The following is a 19,362-nucleotide window of genomic DNA, read 5'->3' as shown; positions in this document are numbered from 1 at the left end:
GTCAGCGCCTACTCGCTCATCGTCGAGGACGGCACCCGGTTCGCCGCCCGGGTGAAGCGCGGCGAACTGCCGCTGCCCGACGAGGACGACCTGGCCGACAAGTACGCGCTGGCCGACGGCCTGCTGCGCGGCCAGGGGCTGGACTGGTACGAGGTCTCCAACTGGAGCCGTCGGGGGCACGAGTGCCGGCACAACGTGGCCTACTGGGTCGGCGACGACTGGTGGGGGTTCGGGCCGGGCGCGCACAGCCACGTCGGCGGCGTCCGGTTCTGGAACGCCAAGCACCCGCGCAGCTACGGCTCCGCGTTGGCGGCCGGGCACTCGCCGGCCGCGGGCCGGGAGCGGTTGGGGGCCGAGGACCGCCGGATCGAGCGCGTCCTGCTGGAACTGCGGCTGCGCAGGGGACTGCCCGAGGAGGTGCTCACCCCGGCCGAACGCCGGCGCGTCCCGGGGTTGGAGCGCCGCGGCTGGCTGGTCCGCGAGCGCGGGTCGGTGCGGGTCACCGACGCGGGCCGGCTCCTCGCGGACGCCGCCGTGCGGGAACTGCTGGACTGATGGTCCGCATCCAGGTCAGCGGCATGTCGGGAACCGGGAAGTCCACGCTGCTGGCCGCGCTGTCCGCCCGGGGCGTCGCGACGGTGGAGACCGACGTGGACGGCTGGGAGGTCGCGCCGGGGGTGTGGGACGAACCACGGATGACGCGGCTGCTCGCCGACAGCGACGAGGTCGTCGTGGCGGGCCAGGCGCAGAACCAGGGCCGCTTCGCCGACCGCTTCGACCACATCGTCCACCTGCACGCGCCGCTGCCGGTGCTGCTGGCGCGCGTCGCCGCCCGGACGACCAACCCCTACGGCGGCACCCCGGCCCAGCGCGCCGAGATCGCCGAGCACGTCGAGACCGTCGAGCCGCTGCTGCGGGCCGCGGCCACGGTGCTGCTCGACGCCACCCGCCCGCGCGGCGAGATCGTGGCCGAGGTCTGGGCGCTGCTGCGCCCCGACCGGACCGGGTGACGGCACCGCCTTCGGCCGCGACGATGGCAACCGGCGGGACGACACGACACGCCGGGGCGCCGCGGCGCTAGCGTGGCGACGGTGCACTCCCGCCTCGATCACCGCCACACCATCGCGTCCGCCTACGTCGGGTACGTGACCCAGGCGATCATCAACAACCTCGGGCCGCTGTTCTTCGTGCTGTGGCACGACCGGTTCGGCATCTCCTTCGCCGCGATCGGGCTGGTGGTCAGCCTCAACTTCGGCCTGCAGCTGCTCGTGGACCTCGTCGCGCCGCGGATCATCGACGCGGTGGGCTACCGGGTGTCCATGTGCGTGGCGCACGTGACGGCGGCGGTCGGCCTGGTGGCGATGGGCACGCTGCCGTTCGCGCTGCCCGACCCGCTGGTCGGCATCCTGGCGGCGACGGTGATCTGCGCCGTCGGCGGCGGGCTGCTGGAGGTGCTGGTCAGCCCGGTGGTGGAGGCCTGCCCGACCGAGAACAAGGCGTTCCACATGAGCCTGGCGCACTCGTTCTACTGCTGGGGCCACGTCGCGGTCGTCCTGCTGACGACGGCCGCCTTCGCGCTGGCCGGGCCGGACGCCTGGCCGCTGTTCTGCTTCGCGTGGGCCGCGGTGCCGCTGGCCAACGCGGTCCTGATCTGCTTCGTCCCGTTCTACGCGCTCGTCGAGGACGGCCGGGGCATGACGTACGCGCAGTTGTTCAAGGTCCGCGCGTTCTGGGTCTTCGTCGCCATCATGGTCGCCGCGGGCGCCTCGGAGCAGGCGATGAGCCAGTGGGCGTCGGCCTACGCGCAGGCCGGGCTGGGCCTGGACAAGGTGACCGGCGACCTGCTCGGGCCGCTCAGCTTCGCCGTCGCGATGGGGATCGCCCGGGTGGTGTTCGGGCACCGCGCCACGGTCGCCAACGTCGGGCGGATCATGCGCGCCTGCCTGGTGCTGTGCCTGGCGGCCTACCTGCTCGCCGCCCTGAGCCCGTTCGCGTGGCTGGGGCTGGTCGGGGTGGCGCTGTGCGGGTTCAGCGTCGGCATCCTGTGGCCCGGCACGTTCACGCTCGGGTCGGCCACCTTCCCGCGCGGCGGCACGGCCCTGTTCGCGCTGCTCGCGGTCGGCGGGGACGCCGGCTGCGCCATCGGACCGGCGGCCGTCGGGGCGATCGCGGACGCCTCGGGCTCGCTGCCGACGGGGCTGCTCGCGGGGGCCGTCTTCCCGGCGGTGATGATCCTCCTCGTGTGGCGCCTGGCGTCGCGGCGCCCGGATGTCCGCCCGCCGGCCGGCCTGGCGGAGGGCGTCGCGGCGTCGCCGTAGGCTTGGGCACCGTGAACCGCTACTCCTCCGACGTCCTCGCCCAGGGCTGGCAGCGCGCGAACCGGCCCGCCGCCACGCCGACCGACGTGTCCCGCGACCTGGTGCTGGAGGAGCCCACGTCGGGATTCGTCGGGGCCGTGGTCGGCTGGGAGAACGGCGTCGTCGTCCTGGAGGACCGCCGCGGCAAGCGCCGCAGCTTCCCGTTCGGACCCAACTTCTGGCTCGACGGCAAGCCGATCGACCTGCGCGCGCCCCGCAAGGGCGCCACAGCGCGGGACAAAGCCCAGGCGTACAACCGCAGCCACACCGCGTCCGGGTCGCGGGTCGGGCCCGCCGAGAAGGCCAAGGTCGCCCTGCCCAGCCGGATCTACGTCGAGGGCCGCCACGACGCCGAACTCGTCGAGAAGGTGTGGGGCGCCGACCTGCGCCACGTCGGCGTGGTCGTGGAGTACCTGGGCGGCATCGACGACCTGCCCGCGATCGTCGCCGACTTCGCGCCCACCCGCGGGCGGCGCCTCGGCGTCCTGGTGGACCACCTGGTGCCCGGCACCAAGGAGTCCCGCATCGTCGAGCGGGTCAGCGGCGACTTCGTGCTCGTGACCGGGCACGAGTTCATCGACATCTGGGAGGCCGTCAAGCCCGAGCGCCTCGGGCTGAAGGCGTGGCCGCGCATCCCCAAGGGCACCGACTGGAAGTCCGGCATCTGCGCGGCGCTGGGCTGGCCGCACGCCACCCAGGCCGACATCGCGATGGCCTGGAAGAAGATCCTGGGGACGGTCCGCGGCTGGCAGGACCTCGACCCGAACCTGCTGACCGAGGTCGAGCGGCTGATCGACTTCGTCACCGACGACCACATCGATCGGGACTCCTGATGGCCACTCCGACGACGGGACACCCCTGATGCGCACCGACCAGGTCAGCGACCTCATCCTCGACGTCACCGCCCGGGTGATCACGCCCCGGTTCCGCGCGCTGGACCCCGACGAGGTGATCCAGAAGAAGCCCGGCGACCTGGTGACCGTGGCCGACCGGGAGGCCGAGGCGGAACTCACGGCCGCGTTCCTCGCGGCGACGCCCGGCGCCCTGATCGTGGGGGAGGAGGCCACCTTCGCCGACGCGAGCGCGCTGGGCCGGCTCGGGGATGCCGAGCACGCCTGGGTGATCGACCCCGTCGACGGCACCCGCAACTTCGCCGCCGGCAAGGAGGACTTCGGCGTCATGGTCGCCGAGGTCCGCCGCGGCGAGACGACGCGCGCCTGGATCTGGCAGCCGCGCCACGACGCGCTCTTCGTGGTCGAGAAGGGCGAGGGAGCCCGGGTCAACGGCGAGCCCCTGCCCGCGCTCGCCCCGCGGGCGACCCCGTGGACGGCCGCCGTGTGGCCCCGGCTCCGCCGCGAGGACGACGACCGGCTGCGGCTCCGCTCCACCCGCGGCGCGTGCGCCGTCGACTATCCGGCGCTGGCCCGCGGCGACATCGACGCGCTGGCCTACCGCTCGATCAACCCCTGGGACCACCTGCCGGGCGCCCTGCTGGTCACCGAACTCGGCGGGGTCGCCCGCGTCGACGGCGAGCCCTACCGCCCCGGCTCGACCGGACGCGTGCTGGTGGTCGCGGCCTCGGAGGACGCCGAGCGCGCCGTCCGCGCCGTCGCCCTGGGCTGACGTTCGCGAGGCTCACCGCGCATCACCCGGCCCCGCGACCGGTGCGCGTCAGGTGAGCAGAGGCAGGGTGCGGCGCTTGGGGCGTCCCGCTTCGGCGAGCCGCCGCATCGCCGTGGTCAGGAAGGCCTCGCTCTGGCCCTGCGGCCACGGCCACTCGCCGCCGTCGGTCCAGGCGCCGACCACCGGCTTGTTCGCGTCGTAGAGTTCCTCGGCCTTGCCGCCGTACCAGGCCAGCTCGGCGCGCTGCTGGAAGGCGTCCTCGCGGCTCATCGGCGCGCCGTGACCCGGCACGACGACCGAGCCCGAACCGAGCGTGCCCAGCATGCCGTCCAGAGTCTTGGGCCACTCCGCCGGCCAGGCGTCCTCGCCGGCCCACGGGCCGCCCTCGCTCTCGAGCAGGTCGCCGACGAAGACGACGCCGCGTCCCGGGACGAGCACGACCACGTCGTGGTCGGTGTGGCCGCGACCGAAGTGCACGATCTCGACGTAACAGCCGCCCAGATCGAGGGTGGTGGCGAGGCTGAAGCTGCGGGTGGGCGCGACGACGTCGGCGTCGGCGACGCCGAGTTCGGCCAGCTGTTCGGCCGGCGGACGCTTCGCCGCCAGCGTGGCGGCCAGACCGCGATGCCCGATCGTCTCGACCCCCGCCAGGCCCGCGAGGCCGAAGAGGTGGTCGAAGTGGGCGTGCGTGATGACGGCGTGCGTCACCGGGACGTCGCCCGCGACCCGCCGGGCCGCGGCCAGGATCTCGGCCCCCTGCGCGGGGGAACTGCCCGCGTCGATCAGCAGCGCGGCCTCGTCGCCGACGACGAGGCCGACCGTGACGGTGGCGGGCTCGGCGACCGCGGTGTACACGCGGTCGGCGACGGGGGAGAACGGGGTCAGCGCGAAGGTCACGCGCCGAGATTACCCGTCCCCGGGGAGTGGGCGGTGCCCGGTCGCCGCCGCGGGGGCGTCCATGCCGCCGGCCCGACGGGGCGTGCGGCGTCGGGACACGCCGGGGAGCCGCGGTGGGGGATGAATCGGTTGGCGCGAGGACGTATATTGGCACTCGATACGGGGGAGTGCCAGAGCAGGCGGAGGAGGTGCGCGCGATGTTGGACGACCGGAAGCTGACGATCCTCAAGGCGATCGTCACCGACTACGTCTCGAGCCGCGAACCCGTCGGCTCACAGGCCCTCGTCAAGCGCCACAACCTCCGGGTCTCGCCCGCGACCGTGCGCAACGACATGGCCGCGCTGGAGGAGGAGGGCTACATCACCCAGCCCCACACCTCGGCCGGGCGCATCCCCACCGACAAGGGCTATCGGCTGTTCGTCGATCGGCTCTCCACGATCAAGCCGCTGAGCGCCGCCGAGCGCCGGGCGATCACGAGTTTCATGGCCGGGGCGTTCGACGTCGAGGAGGTCGTGCGGCGGGCGGTGCAACTGCTCGCGCAGATCACCCGGCAGGTCGCGATCGTGCAGTACCCGCTCATCTCGACCGCCACCGTGCGCCACGTCGAGGTGCTCCGGCTGGGCCCGGACCGCGGCCTCGTCATGGTGGTGTCCTCCAGCGGCGCCATCGGGCAGCGCATCGTGCCGCTGCTCGACGGCGGCGACGAACACCTCTCCGCGCTGCGCGGCCGGCTCGCCGAGGCGCTGCTGGGAACCACGCACCGCGAGGCCGCCGAGCGGCTGCGCGTCCTCGACCTGGGGCTGGCCCCCGAGCACGCGCCGCTGGGCGCCGTCGTCCTGGACGCGGTCGCGGACATCGTCGGCGAGGAGGCGGACGCCAAGGTCGCCGTCGCCGGCGTCCCGAACCTGACCCGGTTCGGCGACCAGTACGAAACCACCGTCAAGCCGATGCTGGAGGCGCTCGAGGAGCAGGTCGTCCTGCTCCACCTGCTGGGCGAGTCCGCCGGCAACGACGTCCGCGTCCGCATCGGACGCGAGAACCCCTACGAGCCCCTGCAGGCCGCCTCCATCGTCGCGTCCGGGTACGGGGACGACGAGAAGTTCTGGGGCTCGTTGGGCATCATGGGTCCGACCCGCATGGACTATCCGGCGGCCATCGCGTCCGTGCGCGCCGTCGCACGCTACGTGGGCCGCTTCCTGGCCGAGGGCTGAGCGCCCCCACCACCTCTGAGACTGGAACGAAGGAAGACGTTGAGCGACTACTACGAGGTTCTGGGCGTGTCCCGGGACGCGAGCGGCGACGAGATCAAGCGCGCCTACCGCAAGCTGGCGATGAAGTACCACCCCGACGTCGCCGACGACGCCACCTCGGCGGAGAAGTTCAAGGAGATCGGCGAGGCCTACTCGGTGCTCAGCGACGCCAAGAAGCGCCAGATGTACGACCTGGGCGGCAACCCGATGGGCGGCGCGGGCGGCATGGGCGGCTACGGCTTCCCCGGTGGCGCGGCGGGCTTCGACGTCGGCGGCCTGTTCGACGCCATGTTCGGCGCGCAGACGTCCCGCGGGCCGCGCAGCCGCGTCCGCAAGGGCCAGGACGCCTTGGTGCGGCTGAACCTGACGCTGGCCGAGGCCGCCTTCGGCGTGACCAAGCCGATCCGCGTCGACACCGCGGTCGTGTGCCCGACGTGCGCGGGCAAGGGCGCCGCCGACGGCACCGAGCCGGTCACCTGCACGACCTGCCACGGCTCGGGCGATGTCCAGACGGTGCAGCGGTCGTTCCTGGGCGACATCCGCACGGTGCAGCCCTGCCCGACGTGCCGCGGCTACGGCACCGTCATCCAGCACCCGTGCGGCGAGTGCTCCGGCGAGGGGCGCGTCCGCTCCAGCCGCACCATCAACGTCAAGATCCCGGCCGGTGTGAGCACCGGCAACCGCGTCCACCTCGACTCCCAGGGCGAGGTCGGCCCCGGCGGCGGGCCGGCGGGTGACCTGTACGTCGAACTGTCGGTCAGCCCGCACGACGTGTTCAAGCGGGACGGTGACAACCTCGAGATGGTCGCCAAGCTCCCCATGACCGCGGCCGCGCTCGGCACCGAGGTGTGGATCGACACCCTGGAGGCCGACGTCGACGGCACGTCGCCCGAGGAGGCCCGCGTCAAGGTCGAGGTGCCCGCCGGCACCCAGTCGGGCGCCCGGCTGGTCGTCACCGGACGCGGCGTGCCCCGCCTGCGTGGCGCGGGCCGGGGCGATCTCGGCGTTACCCTGTTGGTGCAGACGCCGACCGGCCTCGACGACGCTCAGCGCGACCTGCTCCGCAAGCTCGCGGAGGAGCGCGACGAGACCCGTCCCGAGGCGTCGGTGGCCCGCGCCGGCGGCAAAGGGTTCTTCGGACGCCTGAAGGACGCCTTCGCCGACTAGTTTGTGTTCCACCGACCGCCTGGATGAGGGAGTCATGACCGAAGCGTTGTTCCTGGCCGACCTGCACGACCCCTCGATCGGCGACGAGATCCACCTGACCGGTGACGAGGGCCGTCACGCGGCGGCCGTCCGGCGCATCCGGGTGGGCGAGACCATCATGGTGAGCGACGGCGCCGGCACCGGCGTCCGCGGGCCCGTCGTGGCGGCCGACAAGGCCTCCGTCACCGTCGAGGTGGCCGAGGTGCTGCGCGCCGAACACCCGTCGGTGCGCTACCACGTCGTCCAGGCGCTGGCGAAGGGCGACCGCTCCGAGGCGGCCGTCGAGATGCTCACCGAGGTCGGGGTCGACCGGATCATCCCCTGGCAGTCGAGCCGCTCGGTGGTGCGGTGGACCCACGATCGCGAGGAACGCCAGCTCGGACGCTGGCGCTCCACGGCGCGCGAGGCGACCAAGCAGAGCCGCCGCCTGCGCGTCCCGATCGTGACCGCCGCGATGACCACCCGCGAGCTCGTCGAACTCATCCCGAGCGCCACGATCGCGCTCGTCCTGCACGAGGGCGCCACCAACACCCCGCGCAAGCTGCCGCTGCCCGAGGAGGGCGACGTCCTGGTGATCGTCGGCCCCGAGGGCGGCCTCACCGACGAGGAGGTCGCGGCGTTCGAGGCGGCCGGGGCGCACCCGGTGCTGGTGAGCGACGGCGTCCTGCGCACCTCCACGGCCGGGGTGGTCGCGCTGGCCCAGTTGCAGGCCCTGCAGCGGCGGGTGAGCAAGGCCAAATGACGCCCGCTCATCGCGGCGCCTTCGGCTTCACGCCGGAGGCGACGCTCCCCAACGGCCGGGGCCGCTCCGGGACGATCCACACCCCGCACGGCGACATCGCGACGCCCGCGTTCGTGGTCGTCGGCACGAAGGCCACCGTGAAGGCGGTGCTGCCCGAGTCCGTCGCCGGGGTGGGGGCGCAGGCCGTGCTGGCCAACGCGTACCACCTGTACCTGCAGCCCGGCTCCGACATCGTGGACGCCGCAGGCGGGCTGGGCCGGTTCATGAACTGGCCGGGGCCCACCTTCACCGACTCGGGGGCTTCCAGGTGATGAGCCTGGGCGTCGGCTTCAAGAAGGTGCTGGCCATGGACGCCGCGGGCGTCACCGACGACGACGTGATCGCCGACGGCAAGGAGCGCCTGGCCGTCGTCGACGAGGACGGCGTCACCTTCAAGAGCCACCTCAACGGCGACCGGCACCGGTTCACCCCCGAGGTCAGCATGCGCGTCCAGCACGAGCTCGGCGCCGACGTGATGTTCGCCTTCGACGAGCTCACCACGCTCATGAACACGCGCGGCTACCAGGAGCAGTCGGTCGAGCGGACGCACCGCTGGGCGGCCCGCTGTCTCGCCGAGCACGCCCGCCTGACGACCGCGCGCGCCGACAAGCCGTACCAGGCGCTGTTCGGCGTCGTCCAGGGCGCCCAGTACGAGGACCTGCGGCGACGCGCGGCCCGCGGGCTGGCCGATCTCGACGTCGAGGGGACGACCTTCGACGGCTTCGGCCTGGGCGGGGCCCTGGAGAAGGAGAACCTGGGCACGATCGTGGGCTGGTGCGCCGACGAACTGCCCTTCGACAAGCCGCGGCACCTGCTGGGCATCTCCGAGCCCGACGACTTCTTCGCCGCCGTCGAGAACGGCGCCGACACCTTCGACTGCGTGAACCCGTCCCGCGTCGCGCGCAACTCGGCGGTCTACACCGCCGACGGGCGCTACAACCTGCTCCGCACGTCGAGCCGGCGCGACTTCGGCCCCATCGAGAACGGCTGCGACTGCTACACGTGCGCCCACTACACCAAGGCGTACCTCCACCACCTGTTCAAGGCGAAGGAGATGCTGTCGGCCACGCTCGCGACCATCCACAACGAGCGCTTCACCGTGCGGCTCGTCGACGACATCCGCGCCAGCATCGCGGCGGGGGACTTCGACGCCTTCAAGGCCGAGTTCCTGGGCCGGTTCTACGCGGGGCGCCCGTGATCACCTGGGGGGCGCGCACCGACGTCGGCCGGGTGCGCCAGGGCAACGAGGACGCCCACCTGGCCGTCGACGGGCTGTGGCTGGTCTCCGACGGCATGGGCGGCCACGCGGCCGGCGAGGTGGCGAGCCGGATCGTCGTGGAGACCTTCGCGCCCCTGGCCCGCCGGCGCGACCTGCGCGCCGCCGACCTGGTGGCCGCCGTGCACGCCGCCAACGAGGCCATCAAGTCTTACGGCGCCGAGCACCCCCGCGCCCGCGGGCTGGGCGCCACCGTCACCGGGGTGGCGCGGGTCACCCTCGCCGGGGCGCCGCGCTGGGCCATCCTCAACGTCGGCGACAGCCGGGTGTACCGCCTCGTCGGGGACACCCTCGGCCGGGCGACCATCGACCACTCCGAGACCGAGGAACTCGTGCTCGAGGGCGTCATCTCCCCCGAGGAGGCCCGGACGCATCACGCCCGCAACATCGTCACCCGCAGCCTGGGGCAGCGCGACCCGCTGCAGCCGGACCTGTGGCTGCTGCCGCCCGCGGCGTCCGAGCGGTTCGTGGTGTGCTCCGACGGGCTGAACTCGGAGGTGGGCGACGGCGACATCCGCGCGATCCTGCTCGCCGAGCCGGACCCCCAGCGCGCCGCCGACGCGCTCGTCGAGGCCGCGCTGGCCGCCGGCGGGCGGGACAACGTGAGCGTCGTCGTCGTGGACGCCGGCTCAGCCGGCTGACGCCGCCCGCGCCTCGACGCGCTTGACCCCGGCGATCACGCGGTAGGTCAGGGGCAGCAGGAGCGCCTCGACCGCGACCTTGTAGACGAACCCGACCACGATGTAGTTCAGCAGCGCGGGCAGGGGGATCGACCCGCCGCCGAGCCAGGCGCCGAGCGGCCCGAACGCGATGGTGCAGAAGATGACGGTGTCGACGAACTCGCCGACCACCGTGGACGCCAGCAGCCGCATCCACAGCCGCCGCTCGCCGGTGCGCCGCTTGATGACCACCAGCACCCACGCGTTCAGCAACTGCCCCACGAGGTAGGCCAGCAGGCTCGCCAGCACGATCCGCGGCACGAAGCCCAGCACCGACACCCAGGCGTCCTGCAGCGGCCAGTCCGAGCCCGGCGGCGCGGCCCCGACGACCAGGAACGTGGCGCTCATGAGCAGCGACAGCGCGAAGCCGAGCACGATGGTCCGCCGGGCGCGCCTCAGCCCGTACACCTCGGCGAGCACGTCGCCCAGGATGTAGGTGAGCGGGAACAGCAGGGCGCCCCCGTCGGTGATGAGCGGCAGCACCTGCACCCCGCCCACGCTGAACTCCGGGCCCAGCTCGATCAGCTTCGTGGCGGCCACGTTCGCGATGAGGAGACAGCCCACGAAGCAGGCGACGACCACGTCGGTCAGGCCGCGCGGGCGGGCGTCCGGGGCGGGGGTCGTCGGGTTGGTCACGGCGCGCCATGCTACCCGGGACGAACCGGGGGCGTTGGTGGCAAGATCAGGGCATGAGCGACGAAGAGATCACCATCGAAGATGGATCGGAGAACGTGGACCAACTCCAGTCCGACGACACGCTCATCGATCGTGGCGTCGACGACGTGTTGGACGAGGGCTACATCGCGCCCGACAAGTGGTCGCCGGCCATGGGGTACGGCAACACACCCGAGGAGGAGCGCCAGGGCGAGACGCTCGAGATGCGCGTCGCCCAGGAGGAGCCCGAGTCGACCGGACCCGACGAGACCCCCTGGAACCCGGACGGCGAGTCCCGCGAGGTCGGCAGCAGGCGAGCCGGCCGGCTCGTGGACGCCAACCACGGCGAGCAGGGCGTGGACACCACCGGCGAATCGGTGGCGTTCGCCGTCGGGATCGACGGGGGAGCGGCCAGCGCCGAGGAGGCCGCGATGCACGTCATCGAACCCGAGGACGACGACGACATCGTGTAGCGCCGCGCGGGCGGCGTAGACTGGGACGTCGTGCCGGGCCGTGAGGGTCCGGCGTCCCACCAGTGTTGGAGGAAAGACCCTGTCGTCCCAGACCGTTCCCAGCCGTGAGGCCGTCCGTCAGGTGACCGTGCCCGCGTCCATCCCGATGGTGTCCATCGTGGGGCCGCGCGACGAGTTCCTGCGGACCCTCGAGACCCACCTGGACGCCGACGTCCACGTCCGCGGCAACGAGATCACCTTCACGGGCGCGCCGCAGGCCGTCGTGACCGCGGCCGAGGTCCTCACCGAACTCATCACGATCGTCCGCACCGGCCAGGGCCTGACCGCGGACGCCGTCGAGCGCGTCGTCGGCATGGCGACCGACCCCGACGTGCACGCCGCCGACGTCCTGACGCAGAACATCCTGTCAAGCCGCGGCAAGACGATCCGCCCCAAGACCCTGAACCAGAAGCGTTACGTGGACGCCATCGACGAGCACACCGTCGTCTTCGGCATCGGCCCCGCCGGCACGGGCAAGACCTACCTGGCGATGGCGAAGGCCGTCCAGGCGCTGCAGGCCAAGGAGGTCAACCGGATCATCCTGACCCGGCCCGCCATCGAGGCCGGCGAGCGGCTCGGCTTCCTGCCCGGCACGCTCAACGACAAGATCGACCCCTACCTGCGCCCGCTGTACGACGCGCTGCACGACATGGTCGACGCCGACTCGGTGCCCAAGCTGCTCACCGCGGGCACGATCGAGGTGGCGCCGCTGGCCTACATGCGCGGCCGGACGCTCAACGACGCGTTCATCATCCTCGACGAGGCGCAGAACACCTCGATGGAGCAGATGAAGATGTTCCTGACGCGCCTGGGCTTCAACTCCAAGATGGTCGTCACCGGCGACGTCACGCAGGTGGACCTGCCCGGCGGCACGAAGTCGGGCCTGCGCGAGGTGCAGTCGATCCTCGACGGCGTCCAGGACATCGCGTTCTGCCAGCTCACCAACGCCGACGTCGTGCGGCACCGGCTCGTCGGCCGGATCGTGGCCGCCTACGACCGCTACGACGCCGTGCAGCACCCGGTCGACCGGCGGCGTCCCGCCGCCCGAGCCGGACGCCGCGTCGAGCCAGACAAGGGGGATCGTCGATGATCGACATCAACAACGAGTCCGGCGTCGAGGTCGACGAGCTCCGCCTGGTGCAGTTGGCGACGTTCGCGCTGGACGCCCTGCGGATCCACCCGCAGGCCGAGCTGTCGATCCTGCTGGTCGACGAGCCGACGATGGCCGACTACCACGTCCGGTTCATGGACCTGCCCGGCCCCACCGACGTCCTCAGCTTCCCGATGGACGAGCTCCGTGCCCCGCGCGACGACGAGGACCCGCCCCTGGGGATGCTCGGCGACATCGTCCTGTGCCCGACCGTGACCGCGGCGCAGGCCGCCGAGAACGGCCGCACGCCCGAGGGCGAGGCCGACTATCTGCTGATCCACGGGTTGCTGCACCTGCTGGGCCACGACCACGCCGAGCCCGAGGAGAAGAAGGTGATGTTCGGCCTCAACGACCGGATCATCGCCGACTGGGACGCCTCCCGCTCCTGAGTCGCCGCCTCGCGCGTGAGCCGCCCGCGCTTGCGACGAGCCGCCCGCGCTTGGGACGAGCCGCCCGCGTTTGGGACGAGTCGCCCGCGTTTGGGACGAGTCGCCCGCGTTTGGGACGCGTCGCCCGCGTTTGGGACGAGTCGCCCGCGTTTGGGACGAGTCGCCCGCGCTTGCGACGGGCCGCCCGCGCTTGCGACGGGCCGCCCGCGCTTGGGGCGAGCCGCCCCCACTTGCGGCGAGTTGCCCCCGTTTGCGACGAGTTGCCCCCGATTGGGGCGAGCCGCCCCCACTTGCGTCAGTTGCCCACGTAGGAACGGGGGCGTCTGGCTCAAACGGGGGCGCCTGGAAGGGACGCCCCGGTCCGCGACGGGTCACTCTCGTTCGTGACGGTCGCCCCGCCTGGGACGACCGCCCGCGCTTGAGACGACTCGCCCGCGCTTGAGACGACTCGCCCGCTCTTGGGACGGGTTGCCCCCGCTTGAGACGACCCGCCCCCGCTTGGGACGACTCGCCCGGCTTGCGACGACTCGCCCGGGCTTGTGACGAATTGCCCCCGCTTGGGACGAGTTGCCCCCGGTTGGGGCGAGCCGCCCCCACTTGCGTCAGTTGCCCACGTAGGAACGGGGGCGTCTGGCTCAAACGGGGGCGTCTGGGAAGGGACACCACGGTCCGCGACGGGTCACCCTCGTTCGTGACGGTCGCCCCGCTTGGGACGACCGCCCGCGCTTGGGACGACTCGCCCGCGCTTGGGACGAGTTGCCGCCGCTTGGGACGACCCGCCCCGGCTTGCGACGACTCGCCCGGGCTTGCGGCGAATTGCCCCCGTTGGGGACGAGTTGCCCCCGACTGGGACGAGCCGCCCCCACTTGCGTCAGTTGCCCACGTAGGAACGGGGGCGTCTGACGCAAACGGGGGCGTCTGGGAAGGGACGCGCCCCGATCGCGACGGGTCACCCCTCGGTTCGTGACGGGTCGCCCGCACTTGAGACGACGCGCCCCTGATTGGGACGAGCCGCCCGCGCTTGCGACGAGCCGCCCCCGCCTGGGACGAGTCGCCCCCGATTGCCACGAGCCGCTCGCGCTTGCGTCAGTTGCCCACGTAGGAACGGGGGCGTCTGACGCAAACGGGGGCGTCTGCGCAGCCGAGGACCCGCTGAGGGCAGACCCGCCGCTCCGAGGCCGAGGAGGATGCGTCCGCCGGGCGTGGCGGTCGGACGGGGGCAGGCGCCGCCTGGGCTCGCGGGGCGAGGGGGCGGCACCGCTAGAATGTCGCCACCGCGTAGAAGGAGTCGTGAGTACCCCTGTTAACCCAAACCGAATGGATCCTGCTCGGCGTCGCCCTCGTGTGCGTGCTGCTGGCGGGGGTCCTGACGTCGATCGAGTCGGCGTTGCAGTCGTTCAGCAAGTCCCGTGCCGAGGTCCACGTCAAGGACGGTGACCGGGGGGCGGACAAGCTGCTGCAGATCATGCAGGACCCGGCGCCCTACCTGAACACCGCCCTGTTCCTGCGGATGCTCTTCGAGATCGGCGCCATCGTGCTGGTCGGCGTCGTGGTGTTCCAGCGCTTCGACGACCTGTGGGAGCGGCTGCTGTTCACCATCGCCCCCATGGTCGTGGTGTCGTTCGTGCTCATCGGGGTGGCGGCGCGCACCGTCGGACGCCAGAAGGCCGACCGGATCGCCCTCCGCACCACCGGGCTGATCTCCGCCCTCACCACCGTGATCGGGCCGATCCCGCAGATCCTCATCATCGTCGGCAACGCCATCACGCCCGGTCGCGGGTTCACCGACGGGCCGTTCACCTCCGAGGCCGAGCTCCGCGAACTCGTCGACATGGCGGAGGCGTCCGACCTCATCGAGGCCGGCGAGCGCCGCATGATCCACTCCGTCTTCGAGCTGGGCGACACCATCGTCAAGGAGGTGATGGTGCCGCGCACCGAGATGGTCTGGATCGAGCAGGACAAGACGCTGCGCCAGGGCCTGTCGCTGGCGCTGCGCTCGGGCTACTCCCGCATCCCCGTGATCGGCGACGACGTCGACGACGTGCTCGGGGTCCTCTACCTCAAGGACGTCATCCGCCGGATCTACGACAATCCCAACGCCCAGGCGGGCGAGGACGTCGCCTCCGCGATGCGTCCGCCGATCTTCTGCCCCGACAGCAAGCCGGTCGATGAACTCCTCAAGGAGATGCAGCTGACCCGCAGCCACGTCGTCATCGTGGTGGACGAGTTCGGCGGCACCGCCGGCCTGGCGACCATCGAGGACATCCTGGAGGAGATCGTCGGCGAAATCGTCGACGAGTTCGACGAGGAGATCCCGCCCTACGTGCAGCTGGCCGACGGCCGGTTCCGGGTGAGCTCCCGGCTGCCCGTCCACGACCTCGGCGAGCTGTTCGGCCTCAAGCTGGACGACGACGACGTCGACACCGTCCTGGGCCTGATGGCCAAGGAACTCAACAAGGTGCCGATCCCGGGCTCGGTCGTGGAGTGGGAGGGCATCGAGCTGGTCGCCGAGCGGGCGTCCGGACGCCGCCACTCCATCCAGACCGTCGTCGCGGGCCTCATCCACGAGGCCGGCGACACCGACGCGGCCGTGGACGCCACCGTCGAGCTGGCCGCGTCGGCCAAGAAGGGACGCCACGCGTCCGGATCCCCGACCGAGGAGGAACGATGAGCGACCGCCCCGACCCGCAGGGCCCCGGCACGCGGGACGGCGAGCCGGACGATATCGACCTGAACGACCCGGACGCCGACCTCGACGAGGACCTGGACGCCGACCTGGACGACGGCCTCGACGAGGACGAGCGCGCGCTCGCCGCGGGTGCCGGCGCGGCGGCGGCGGTCGCCTACGACATCCCGGAGGGGTTCCACTCGGGCTTCGCCTGCTTCGTCGGACGCCCCAACGCCGGCAAGTCGACCCTGACGAACGCGATCGTGGGGGAGAAGATCGCGATCACCTCCTCCAAGCCGCAGACGACCCGGCGGATCATCCGCGGCGTCCTCAACCGGCCCGACGCGCAACTCGTGCTCGTGGACACCCCCGGCCTGCACCGCCCCCGGACGCTGCTGGGTGAGCGGCTCAACGACCTGGTCTACGAGACCTGGGCCGGCGTCGACGTCATCGGCGTCTGCCTGCCGTGCAACCAGCGCATCGGCCCCGGCGACGAGTTCCTGCTCAAGGAGATCGCCGAACTGCCGCGGCGTCCCAAGCTGGTCGCCCTGGCGACCAAGACCGACCTGGTGAGCCGCGAGCGGATCGGGCAGCACCTGCTCAAGATCGCCTCGATGGAGGAGCAGCTCGGGCTCACCTGGGAGGCGATCGTCCCGGTCTCGGCGCTGACCGACGACCAGGTCGACATCGTCGTGGACGAGCTGGTGGCCCTGCTGCCGGCCGGCCCGCCGCTGTTCCCCGACGACGAGGTCACCGACGAGCCGGTCGAGACCCGGATCGCGGAGCTCATCCGTGAGGCCGCCCTGGAGGGCGTCAGCGACGAACTGCCACACTCGATCGCGGTGATCATCGACGAGATGCGCCCGCGGGAGGACCGCCCGGCCGACAAGCCGATGATGGACGTGTTCGCCTCGATCGTGGTGGAGCGCGAGTCCCAGAAGGGCATCATCATCGGCCACCGCGGCGAACGGCTCAAGGAGGTCGGCAGGACCGCCCGCCTGCAGGCCAAGCAGCTGCTCGGCATGCCGGTGCACCTGGCGATCCACGTCAAGGTGATGCCCGACTGGCAGCGGGACGCCAAGTACCTCAACCGCCTGGGGTTCTAGCCATGGCCCGGCGCAGCCACTCGCGGGTGCGGCGCTGGGGCGTGTTCCTGCTCGGCGAGATCCGTACCGGCCTGCGCCGGGTGCGCGGCTCGTTCGTGCCGATCGCCGAATCGGCGCTGGCCGCGGCCCTGGCGTGGCTCTTCGCCGAGTTCGTCCTCGGACGCCAGAACCCGATGTTCGCCTCGATCGCGGCGTTCATGTGTCTCGGCTTCAAGGTGGACCGCGTGCCGCGCAAGGTGGCGGAGCTGGGCGTGGGCGCCACCGTCGGCGTCCTGATCGGCGAGGTCATCGCCCTGACCCTGCACACGGGGTGGTGGCAGATGGGCATCGCGCTGATCAGCGGCGCGCTCGTGGGCCGCTTCCTGGACCGGGGCGACCTGACCACCATGCAGGGTGGGGTGAACGCCATGGTCGTGGTCGGCATGTCGTACTGGCAGACGCTGCAGGGTGGCTTCACGGCGCGCTGGCTGGACGCGATCGTCGGCGCCCTGGTGGCGCTGGTGTTCGCCGTGCTGCTTCCCCGGCACCCCACCGAGCGGCCGCGCCGCTACGCAGCCACGACGCTGTCGGAACTGGCGGAGCAGCTCGACATGCTGGGCCGCGGGCTCATCGTCGGGGACGTGGAGGAGTTGGCGGACGCCCGCGAGCAGCGCAAGGTCGTCACCCAGGTCAGCAACACGTGGGAGACGACGGTCGCGACCGCCCGCGACGTGGTCGCCGCCAACCCGAGCCTGTGGCGGCAACGCGGGGAGGTGGGCGAACTGCAGCGCCTGTACCGGCTCACCGTTCGCGCGCAGCGCTCCACCTACATGCTCGGACGCCAGGGCCTGTCGATGGCCGAGGAGGTGGGCCCGCTGCGCGAGGTGGGGGCGCTGGTCCTGGACGCCGCCCGCGCGACCTTCGCCCTGTCCGGCGCGGTGGGCGCTTGGCACCAGCCCGAGCACGCGCGGTCGGTGCTGCTCGGGGTCGCCCGGCGGGCCTCGCCGGGGCGGCTGGGCATCGACGAGTGGCGCGACATCGCGCTGATGAGCGTGGTGCGCGCCCTCATCGTGGACCTGCTGCAGATCAGCGGGCTGTCGCGGGTCGAGGCGCGCGACGCGCTCGCCGAGGCCACCGATCGCCCGTACGGGGAGCCCGAGACGGACCTGCCCGCCTCCGACAGCGACGACGAGGCGTCCCCGCTGTGGGGGTGACGCCGTCGGCTCAGCCGACGCGAACGTGGACGGCTTCGTAGCCGAGCGCGACCGGGTTGGTCTCGCAGGACCGCGCGAAGCGCGCGGCTTCCTCCCTGTCCTCGAACCGGTGCGCGACCTCGGCCTTGCAGCACCACAGCGGTCCGGTCGTGCCCATCCGGCACGGCGGGCGCTGGTCGTCGTCCAGGTCGCCCAGCCAGTACCGATCGCCGCGGTCGCGCAGGTGCACGACGACCAGCCACGCCTTGGTCGGCGCCGATGCGCGCGACGTGCGGTTCCTGTTCACGCGCTCATCGTGGCATCGGGGGCGTCCAGGCCGCGCATCCGGCGCACCGGCGAGAACGCGACCGGCAGGGTGGCCACCGCCATCAGTGCCGCGCCCAGCAGGGCCGCCCGGGCAGCGTCGCCGCCGGCCAACAGCCAGCCGCCGGCCAGGGCGCCCAGCGGGAGCGCCCCCCAGGACAACAGCCGGTAGGCGGCGTTGACGCGCCCGCGTTCGCCCGCCGGGACGCTGAGCTGCCGGACGGTGACCGCCTGCGCGTTGGCCACGCCGAGGCCCAGACCGGACGCCGCGAACGCGACCCCGATCACGGCGGCGTCGAGGTCGGCGACGCGGCCGGCGTCGAGCCGGTCGGCGAGGGCCAGCAGCCCCAGCAGCGGCGCGGTGTTGCCGACCAGCAGCGCGCCGATCAGGGCCTGGCCGTAGCCGAACCGGCGGGTGAGCGCCCCGCTGGCCGCCGCGCCCACGAGGGCCCCGGCCGCAGCCAGGGCGAGGATCACGCCCAGGAGCAGGGCGCCCGCGGGATGCCCGCCGACCAGCAGGACGGCCAGCGCCAGCAGCAGGATCTCGTCCCCGATGTTCCACAGCGTCGCCTCCGCGGCCAGGGCGCGCACGACGCGGTGACGCGCCAGGGTGGCCAGGCCGCCCACGGCTTCGCGGGCGACGGAGTGCTGCTGCGGCTCGGGGGCCGGCTCCGGGGCGCGGACGCGCGCGATCGCGAAGGCGGCCGCCAGGTGCGCGAAGGCGGTCACCACGAGCGCGATCGGCGCGGTGAGGGCCTGGACCAGCGCGCCGCCGACGCCCGAGCCCCCGATCCCGATGGCGGACTGGGTGGCGGTGAGCGCGGCGTTCGCGTCCGGGAGGCCGTCCTCGCCGACGACGGTGGGGACGAAGGAGAAGTCGGCCAGCATGGTGAGCACGCCCAGGGTGCCGAGCGCGGCCGCGATCGCGACGAGCCCCGGCACCGGGAGCAGGCCCAGCGCGGCCAGGGCGCCGGCCAGCACGAACAGCGCCGCCCGGAGCAGGTCGGCCCCCACCAGGAGGCGGCGTCGGCGCACCCGGTCGACCAGGACGCCCAGCCACAGGGTCAGCACCAGGTAGGGGGCGAACAGGGCGGCGCGCACCCAGGATAGTTCCTCGCCGCTGGCCCCGAGCGTGAGGAGCGCGAGCATCGGCAGTGCGATCTCGGCGATCTCGCCGCCCAGGACGCCTGCACCCGCGCCGGCCCAGACGCGGCGGAAGTCGGGGGAGCGCCACACACTCGTAACCGTTGTCATGGAAACGAGGGTTATTCGTAACCG

19 protein-coding genes and 1 pseudogene are annotated in these 19,362 nt (G+C 72.6%); 16 read left to right on the top strand and 4 right to left on the bottom strand.

Features of this window, described 5'->3' with window-relative positions; translation table 11 throughout:
- Positions 1–51: 51 nt before the first annotated feature.
- The 5 genes from G7070_RS19490 to G7070_RS00535 all read left to right on the top strand — a co-directional run bounded on the left by G7070_RS19490 (position 52) and on the right by G7070_RS00535 (position 3,980).
- Positions 52–555: a hypothetical protein gene (locus G7070_RS19490; RefSeq protein ID WP_348981476.1), complete on the top strand. Its 504-nt coding sequence runs from the start codon at positions 52–54 to the stop codon at positions 553–555.
- Complete coding sequence (locus G7070_RS00550) at positions 555–1,010, top strand: AAA family ATPase (RefSeq protein WP_166230966.1); 456 nt, start codon at positions 555–557, stop codon at positions 1,008–1,010. Before G7070_RS19490 ends, G7070_RS00550 begins: the two co-directional genes overlap by 1 nt.
- Before the next feature lie 81 nt (positions 1,011–1,091).
- Positions 1,092–2,318 carry an MFS transporter gene (locus tag G7070_RS00545; protein WP_166230963.1) on the top strand — a complete coding sequence of 409 codons (1,227 nt, stop codon included), beginning with the start codon at positions 1,092–1,094 and terminating at the stop codon, positions 2,316–2,318.
- An 11-nt stretch (positions 2,319–2,329) separates the two neighbouring features.
- On the top strand, positions 2,330–3,190 hold the full coding sequence (locus G7070_RS00540) for a DUF3097 domain-containing protein (protein ID WP_166230960.1): 861 nt from the start codon (positions 2,330–2,332) through the stop codon (positions 3,188–3,190).
- Between the two features lie 28 nt (positions 3,191–3,218).
- Complete coding sequence (locus G7070_RS00535) at positions 3,219–3,980, top strand: inositol monophosphatase family protein (protein WP_166230957.1); 762 nt, start codon at positions 3,219–3,221, stop codon at positions 3,978–3,980.
- A 48-nt stretch (positions 3,981–4,028) separates the two neighbouring features.
- On the opposite strand, the gene G7070_RS00530 is transcribed toward G7070_RS00535, so the two are convergent.
- Positions 4,029–4,877 (bottom strand): MBL fold metallo-hydrolase, encoded by an 849-nt coding sequence (locus G7070_RS00530; protein ID WP_166230954.1) that lies wholly within the window; start codon positions 4,875–4,877, stop codon positions 4,029–4,031.
- 197 nt (positions 4,878–5,074) lie between these two features.
- Between G7070_RS00530 and hrcA the strand changes: the two genes are divergently transcribed.
- The 5 genes and pseudogenes from hrcA (at position 5,075) to G7070_RS00505 (ending at position 10,031) form a co-directional block, all read left to right on the top strand.
- A complete protein-coding gene (gene hrcA / locus G7070_RS00525; RefSeq protein WP_166230951.1) occupies positions 5,075–6,088 on the top strand; it encodes a heat-inducible transcriptional repressor HrcA in 1,014 nt (337 codons plus the stop codon).
- 39 nt (positions 6,089–6,127) lie between these two features.
- Positions 6,128–7,294 (top strand): molecular chaperone DnaJ, encoded by a 1,167-nt coding sequence (gene dnaJ / locus G7070_RS00520; protein ID WP_166230948.1) that lies wholly within the window; start codon positions 6,128–6,130, stop codon positions 7,292–7,294.
- Between the two features lie 34 nt (positions 7,295–7,328).
- Positions 7,329–8,075 (top strand): 16S rRNA (uracil(1498)-N(3))-methyltransferase, encoded by a 747-nt coding sequence (locus G7070_RS00515; RefSeq protein ID WP_166230945.1) that lies wholly within the window; start codon positions 7,329–7,331, stop codon positions 8,073–8,075.
- Positions 8,072–9,312 (top strand): annotated as a pseudogene (tgt, locus tag G7070_RS00510) (tRNA guanosine(34) transglycosylase Tgt). The gene G7070_RS00515 and the pseudogene tgt overlap by 4 nt, the downstream one beginning before the upstream one ends.
- The gene (locus G7070_RS00505) at positions 9,309–10,031 is read left to right on the top strand and encodes a PP2C family protein-serine/threonine phosphatase (protein WP_166230942.1); all 723 of its coding nucleotides are present in this window, start codon (positions 9,309–9,311) and stop codon (positions 10,029–10,031) included. The pseudogene tgt and the gene G7070_RS00505 overlap by 4 nt, the downstream one beginning before the upstream one ends.
- Here the strand turns inward: G7070_RS00505 and G7070_RS00500 are convergent.
- Positions 10,020–10,745: a queuosine precursor transporter gene (locus G7070_RS00500; protein ID WP_166230939.1), complete on the bottom strand. Its 726-nt coding sequence runs from the start codon at positions 10,743–10,745 to the stop codon at positions 10,020–10,022. The genes G7070_RS00505 and G7070_RS00500 overlap by 12 nt on opposite strands.
- 53 nt (positions 10,746–10,798) lie before the next feature.
- On the opposite strand from G7070_RS00500, the gene G7070_RS00495 reads away from it, so the two are divergent.
- The 6 genes from G7070_RS00495 (at position 10,799) to G7070_RS00470 (ending at position 17,781) form a co-directional block, all read left to right on the top strand.
- Positions 10,799–11,236, top strand: a complete 438-nt coding sequence (locus tag G7070_RS00495; RefSeq protein WP_166230936.1) for a DUF5709 domain-containing protein — start codon at positions 10,799–10,801, stop codon at positions 11,234–11,236.
- A gap of 145 nt (positions 11,237–11,381) precedes the next feature.
- A complete protein-coding gene (locus G7070_RS00490) occupies positions 11,382–12,365 on the top strand; it encodes a PhoH family protein (protein ID WP_206080045.1) in 984 nt (327 codons plus the stop codon).
- A complete protein-coding gene (gene ybeY / locus G7070_RS00485; protein ID WP_166230930.1) occupies positions 12,362–12,814 on the top strand; it encodes an rRNA maturation RNase YbeY in 453 nt (150 codons plus the stop codon). The genes G7070_RS00490 and ybeY overlap by 4 nt, the downstream gene beginning before the upstream one ends.
- A 1,300-nt stretch (positions 12,815–14,114) precedes the next feature.
- Complete coding sequence (locus G7070_RS00480) at positions 14,115–15,485, top strand: hemolysin family protein (RefSeq protein ID WP_166234838.1); 1,371 nt, start codon at positions 14,115–14,117, stop codon at positions 15,483–15,485.
- Positions 15,482–16,588: a GTPase Era gene (era, locus tag G7070_RS00475; RefSeq protein WP_166230927.1), complete on the top strand. Its 1,107-nt coding sequence runs from the start codon at positions 15,482–15,484 to the stop codon at positions 16,586–16,588. Before G7070_RS00480 ends, era begins: the two co-directional genes overlap by 4 nt.
- Positions 16,589–16,590: 2 nt before the next feature.
- Positions 16,591–17,781: an FUSC family protein gene (locus G7070_RS00470; RefSeq protein WP_166230924.1), complete on the top strand. Its 1,191-nt coding sequence runs from the start codon at positions 16,591–16,593 to the stop codon at positions 17,779–17,781.
- A 10-nt stretch (positions 17,782–17,791) separates the two neighbouring features.
- Here the strand turns inward: G7070_RS00470 and G7070_RS00465 are convergent, their stop codons facing one another.
- Both G7070_RS00465 and G7070_RS00460 read right to left on the bottom strand, forming a co-directional pair.
- Positions 17,792–18,067 (bottom strand): hypothetical protein, encoded by a 276-nt coding sequence (locus G7070_RS00465; RefSeq protein ID WP_166230921.1) that lies wholly within the window; start codon positions 18,065–18,067, stop codon positions 17,792–17,794.
- Complete coding sequence (locus G7070_RS00460; protein WP_166230918.1) at positions 18,064–19,338, bottom strand: MFS transporter; 1,275 nt, start codon at positions 19,336–19,338, stop codon at positions 18,064–18,066. The genes G7070_RS00465 and G7070_RS00460 overlap by 4 nt, the downstream gene beginning before the upstream one ends.
- Positions 19,339–19,362 lie beyond the last annotated feature (24 nt).

Source organism: Propioniciclava coleopterorum (genome assembly GCF_011393335.1).
Taxonomy (GTDB): domain Bacteria; phylum Actinomycetota; class Actinomycetes; order Propionibacteriales; family Propionibacteriaceae; genus Propioniciclava; species Propioniciclava coleopterorum.
Note: the sequence above shows the minus strand (reverse complement) of the source record. Positions and strands in the feature narration are given on the sequence as shown.

What these genes read in the sequence shown, in the direction of transcription:
- G7070_RS00490 (WP_206080045.1), top strand. Translation starts at nt 11,382, where the DNA reads ATGGTGTCCATCGTGGGGCCGCGCGACGAGTTCCTGCGGACCCTCGAG.
- G7070_RS00515 (WP_166230945.1), top strand. Translation starts at nt 7,329, where the DNA reads ATGACCGAAGCGTTGTTCCTGGCCGACCTGCACGACCCCTCGATCGGC.
- G7070_RS00495 (WP_166230936.1), top strand. Translation starts at nt 10,799, where the DNA reads ATGAGCGACGAAGAGATCACCATCGAAGATGGATCGGAGAACGTGGAC.
- G7070_RS00550 (WP_166230966.1), top strand. Translation starts at nt 555, where the DNA reads ATGGTCCGCATCCAGGTCAGCGGCATGTCGGGAACCGGGAAGTCCACG.
- era (WP_166230927.1), top strand. Translation starts at nt 15,482, where the DNA reads ATGAGCGACCGCCCCGACCCGCAGGGCCCCGGCACGCGGGACGGCGAG.
- G7070_RS00535 (WP_166230957.1), top strand. Translation starts at nt 3,219, where the DNA reads ATGCGCACCGACCAGGTCAGCGACCTCATCCTCGACGTCACCGCCCGG.
- G7070_RS00470 (WP_166230924.1), top strand. Translation starts at nt 16,591, where the DNA reads ATGGCCCGGCGCAGCCACTCGCGGGTGCGGCGCTGGGGCGTGTTCCTG.
- G7070_RS00460 (WP_166230918.1), bottom strand. Translation starts at nt 19,338, where the DNA reads ATGACAACGGTTACGAGTGTGTGGCGCTCCCCCGACTTCCGCCGCGTC.
- hrcA (WP_166230951.1), top strand. Translation starts at nt 5,075, where the DNA reads ATGTTGGACGACCGGAAGCTGACGATCCTCAAGGCGATCGTCACCGAC.
- ybeY (WP_166230930.1), top strand. Translation starts at nt 12,362, where the DNA reads ATGATCGACATCAACAACGAGTCCGGCGTCGAGGTCGACGAGCTCCGC.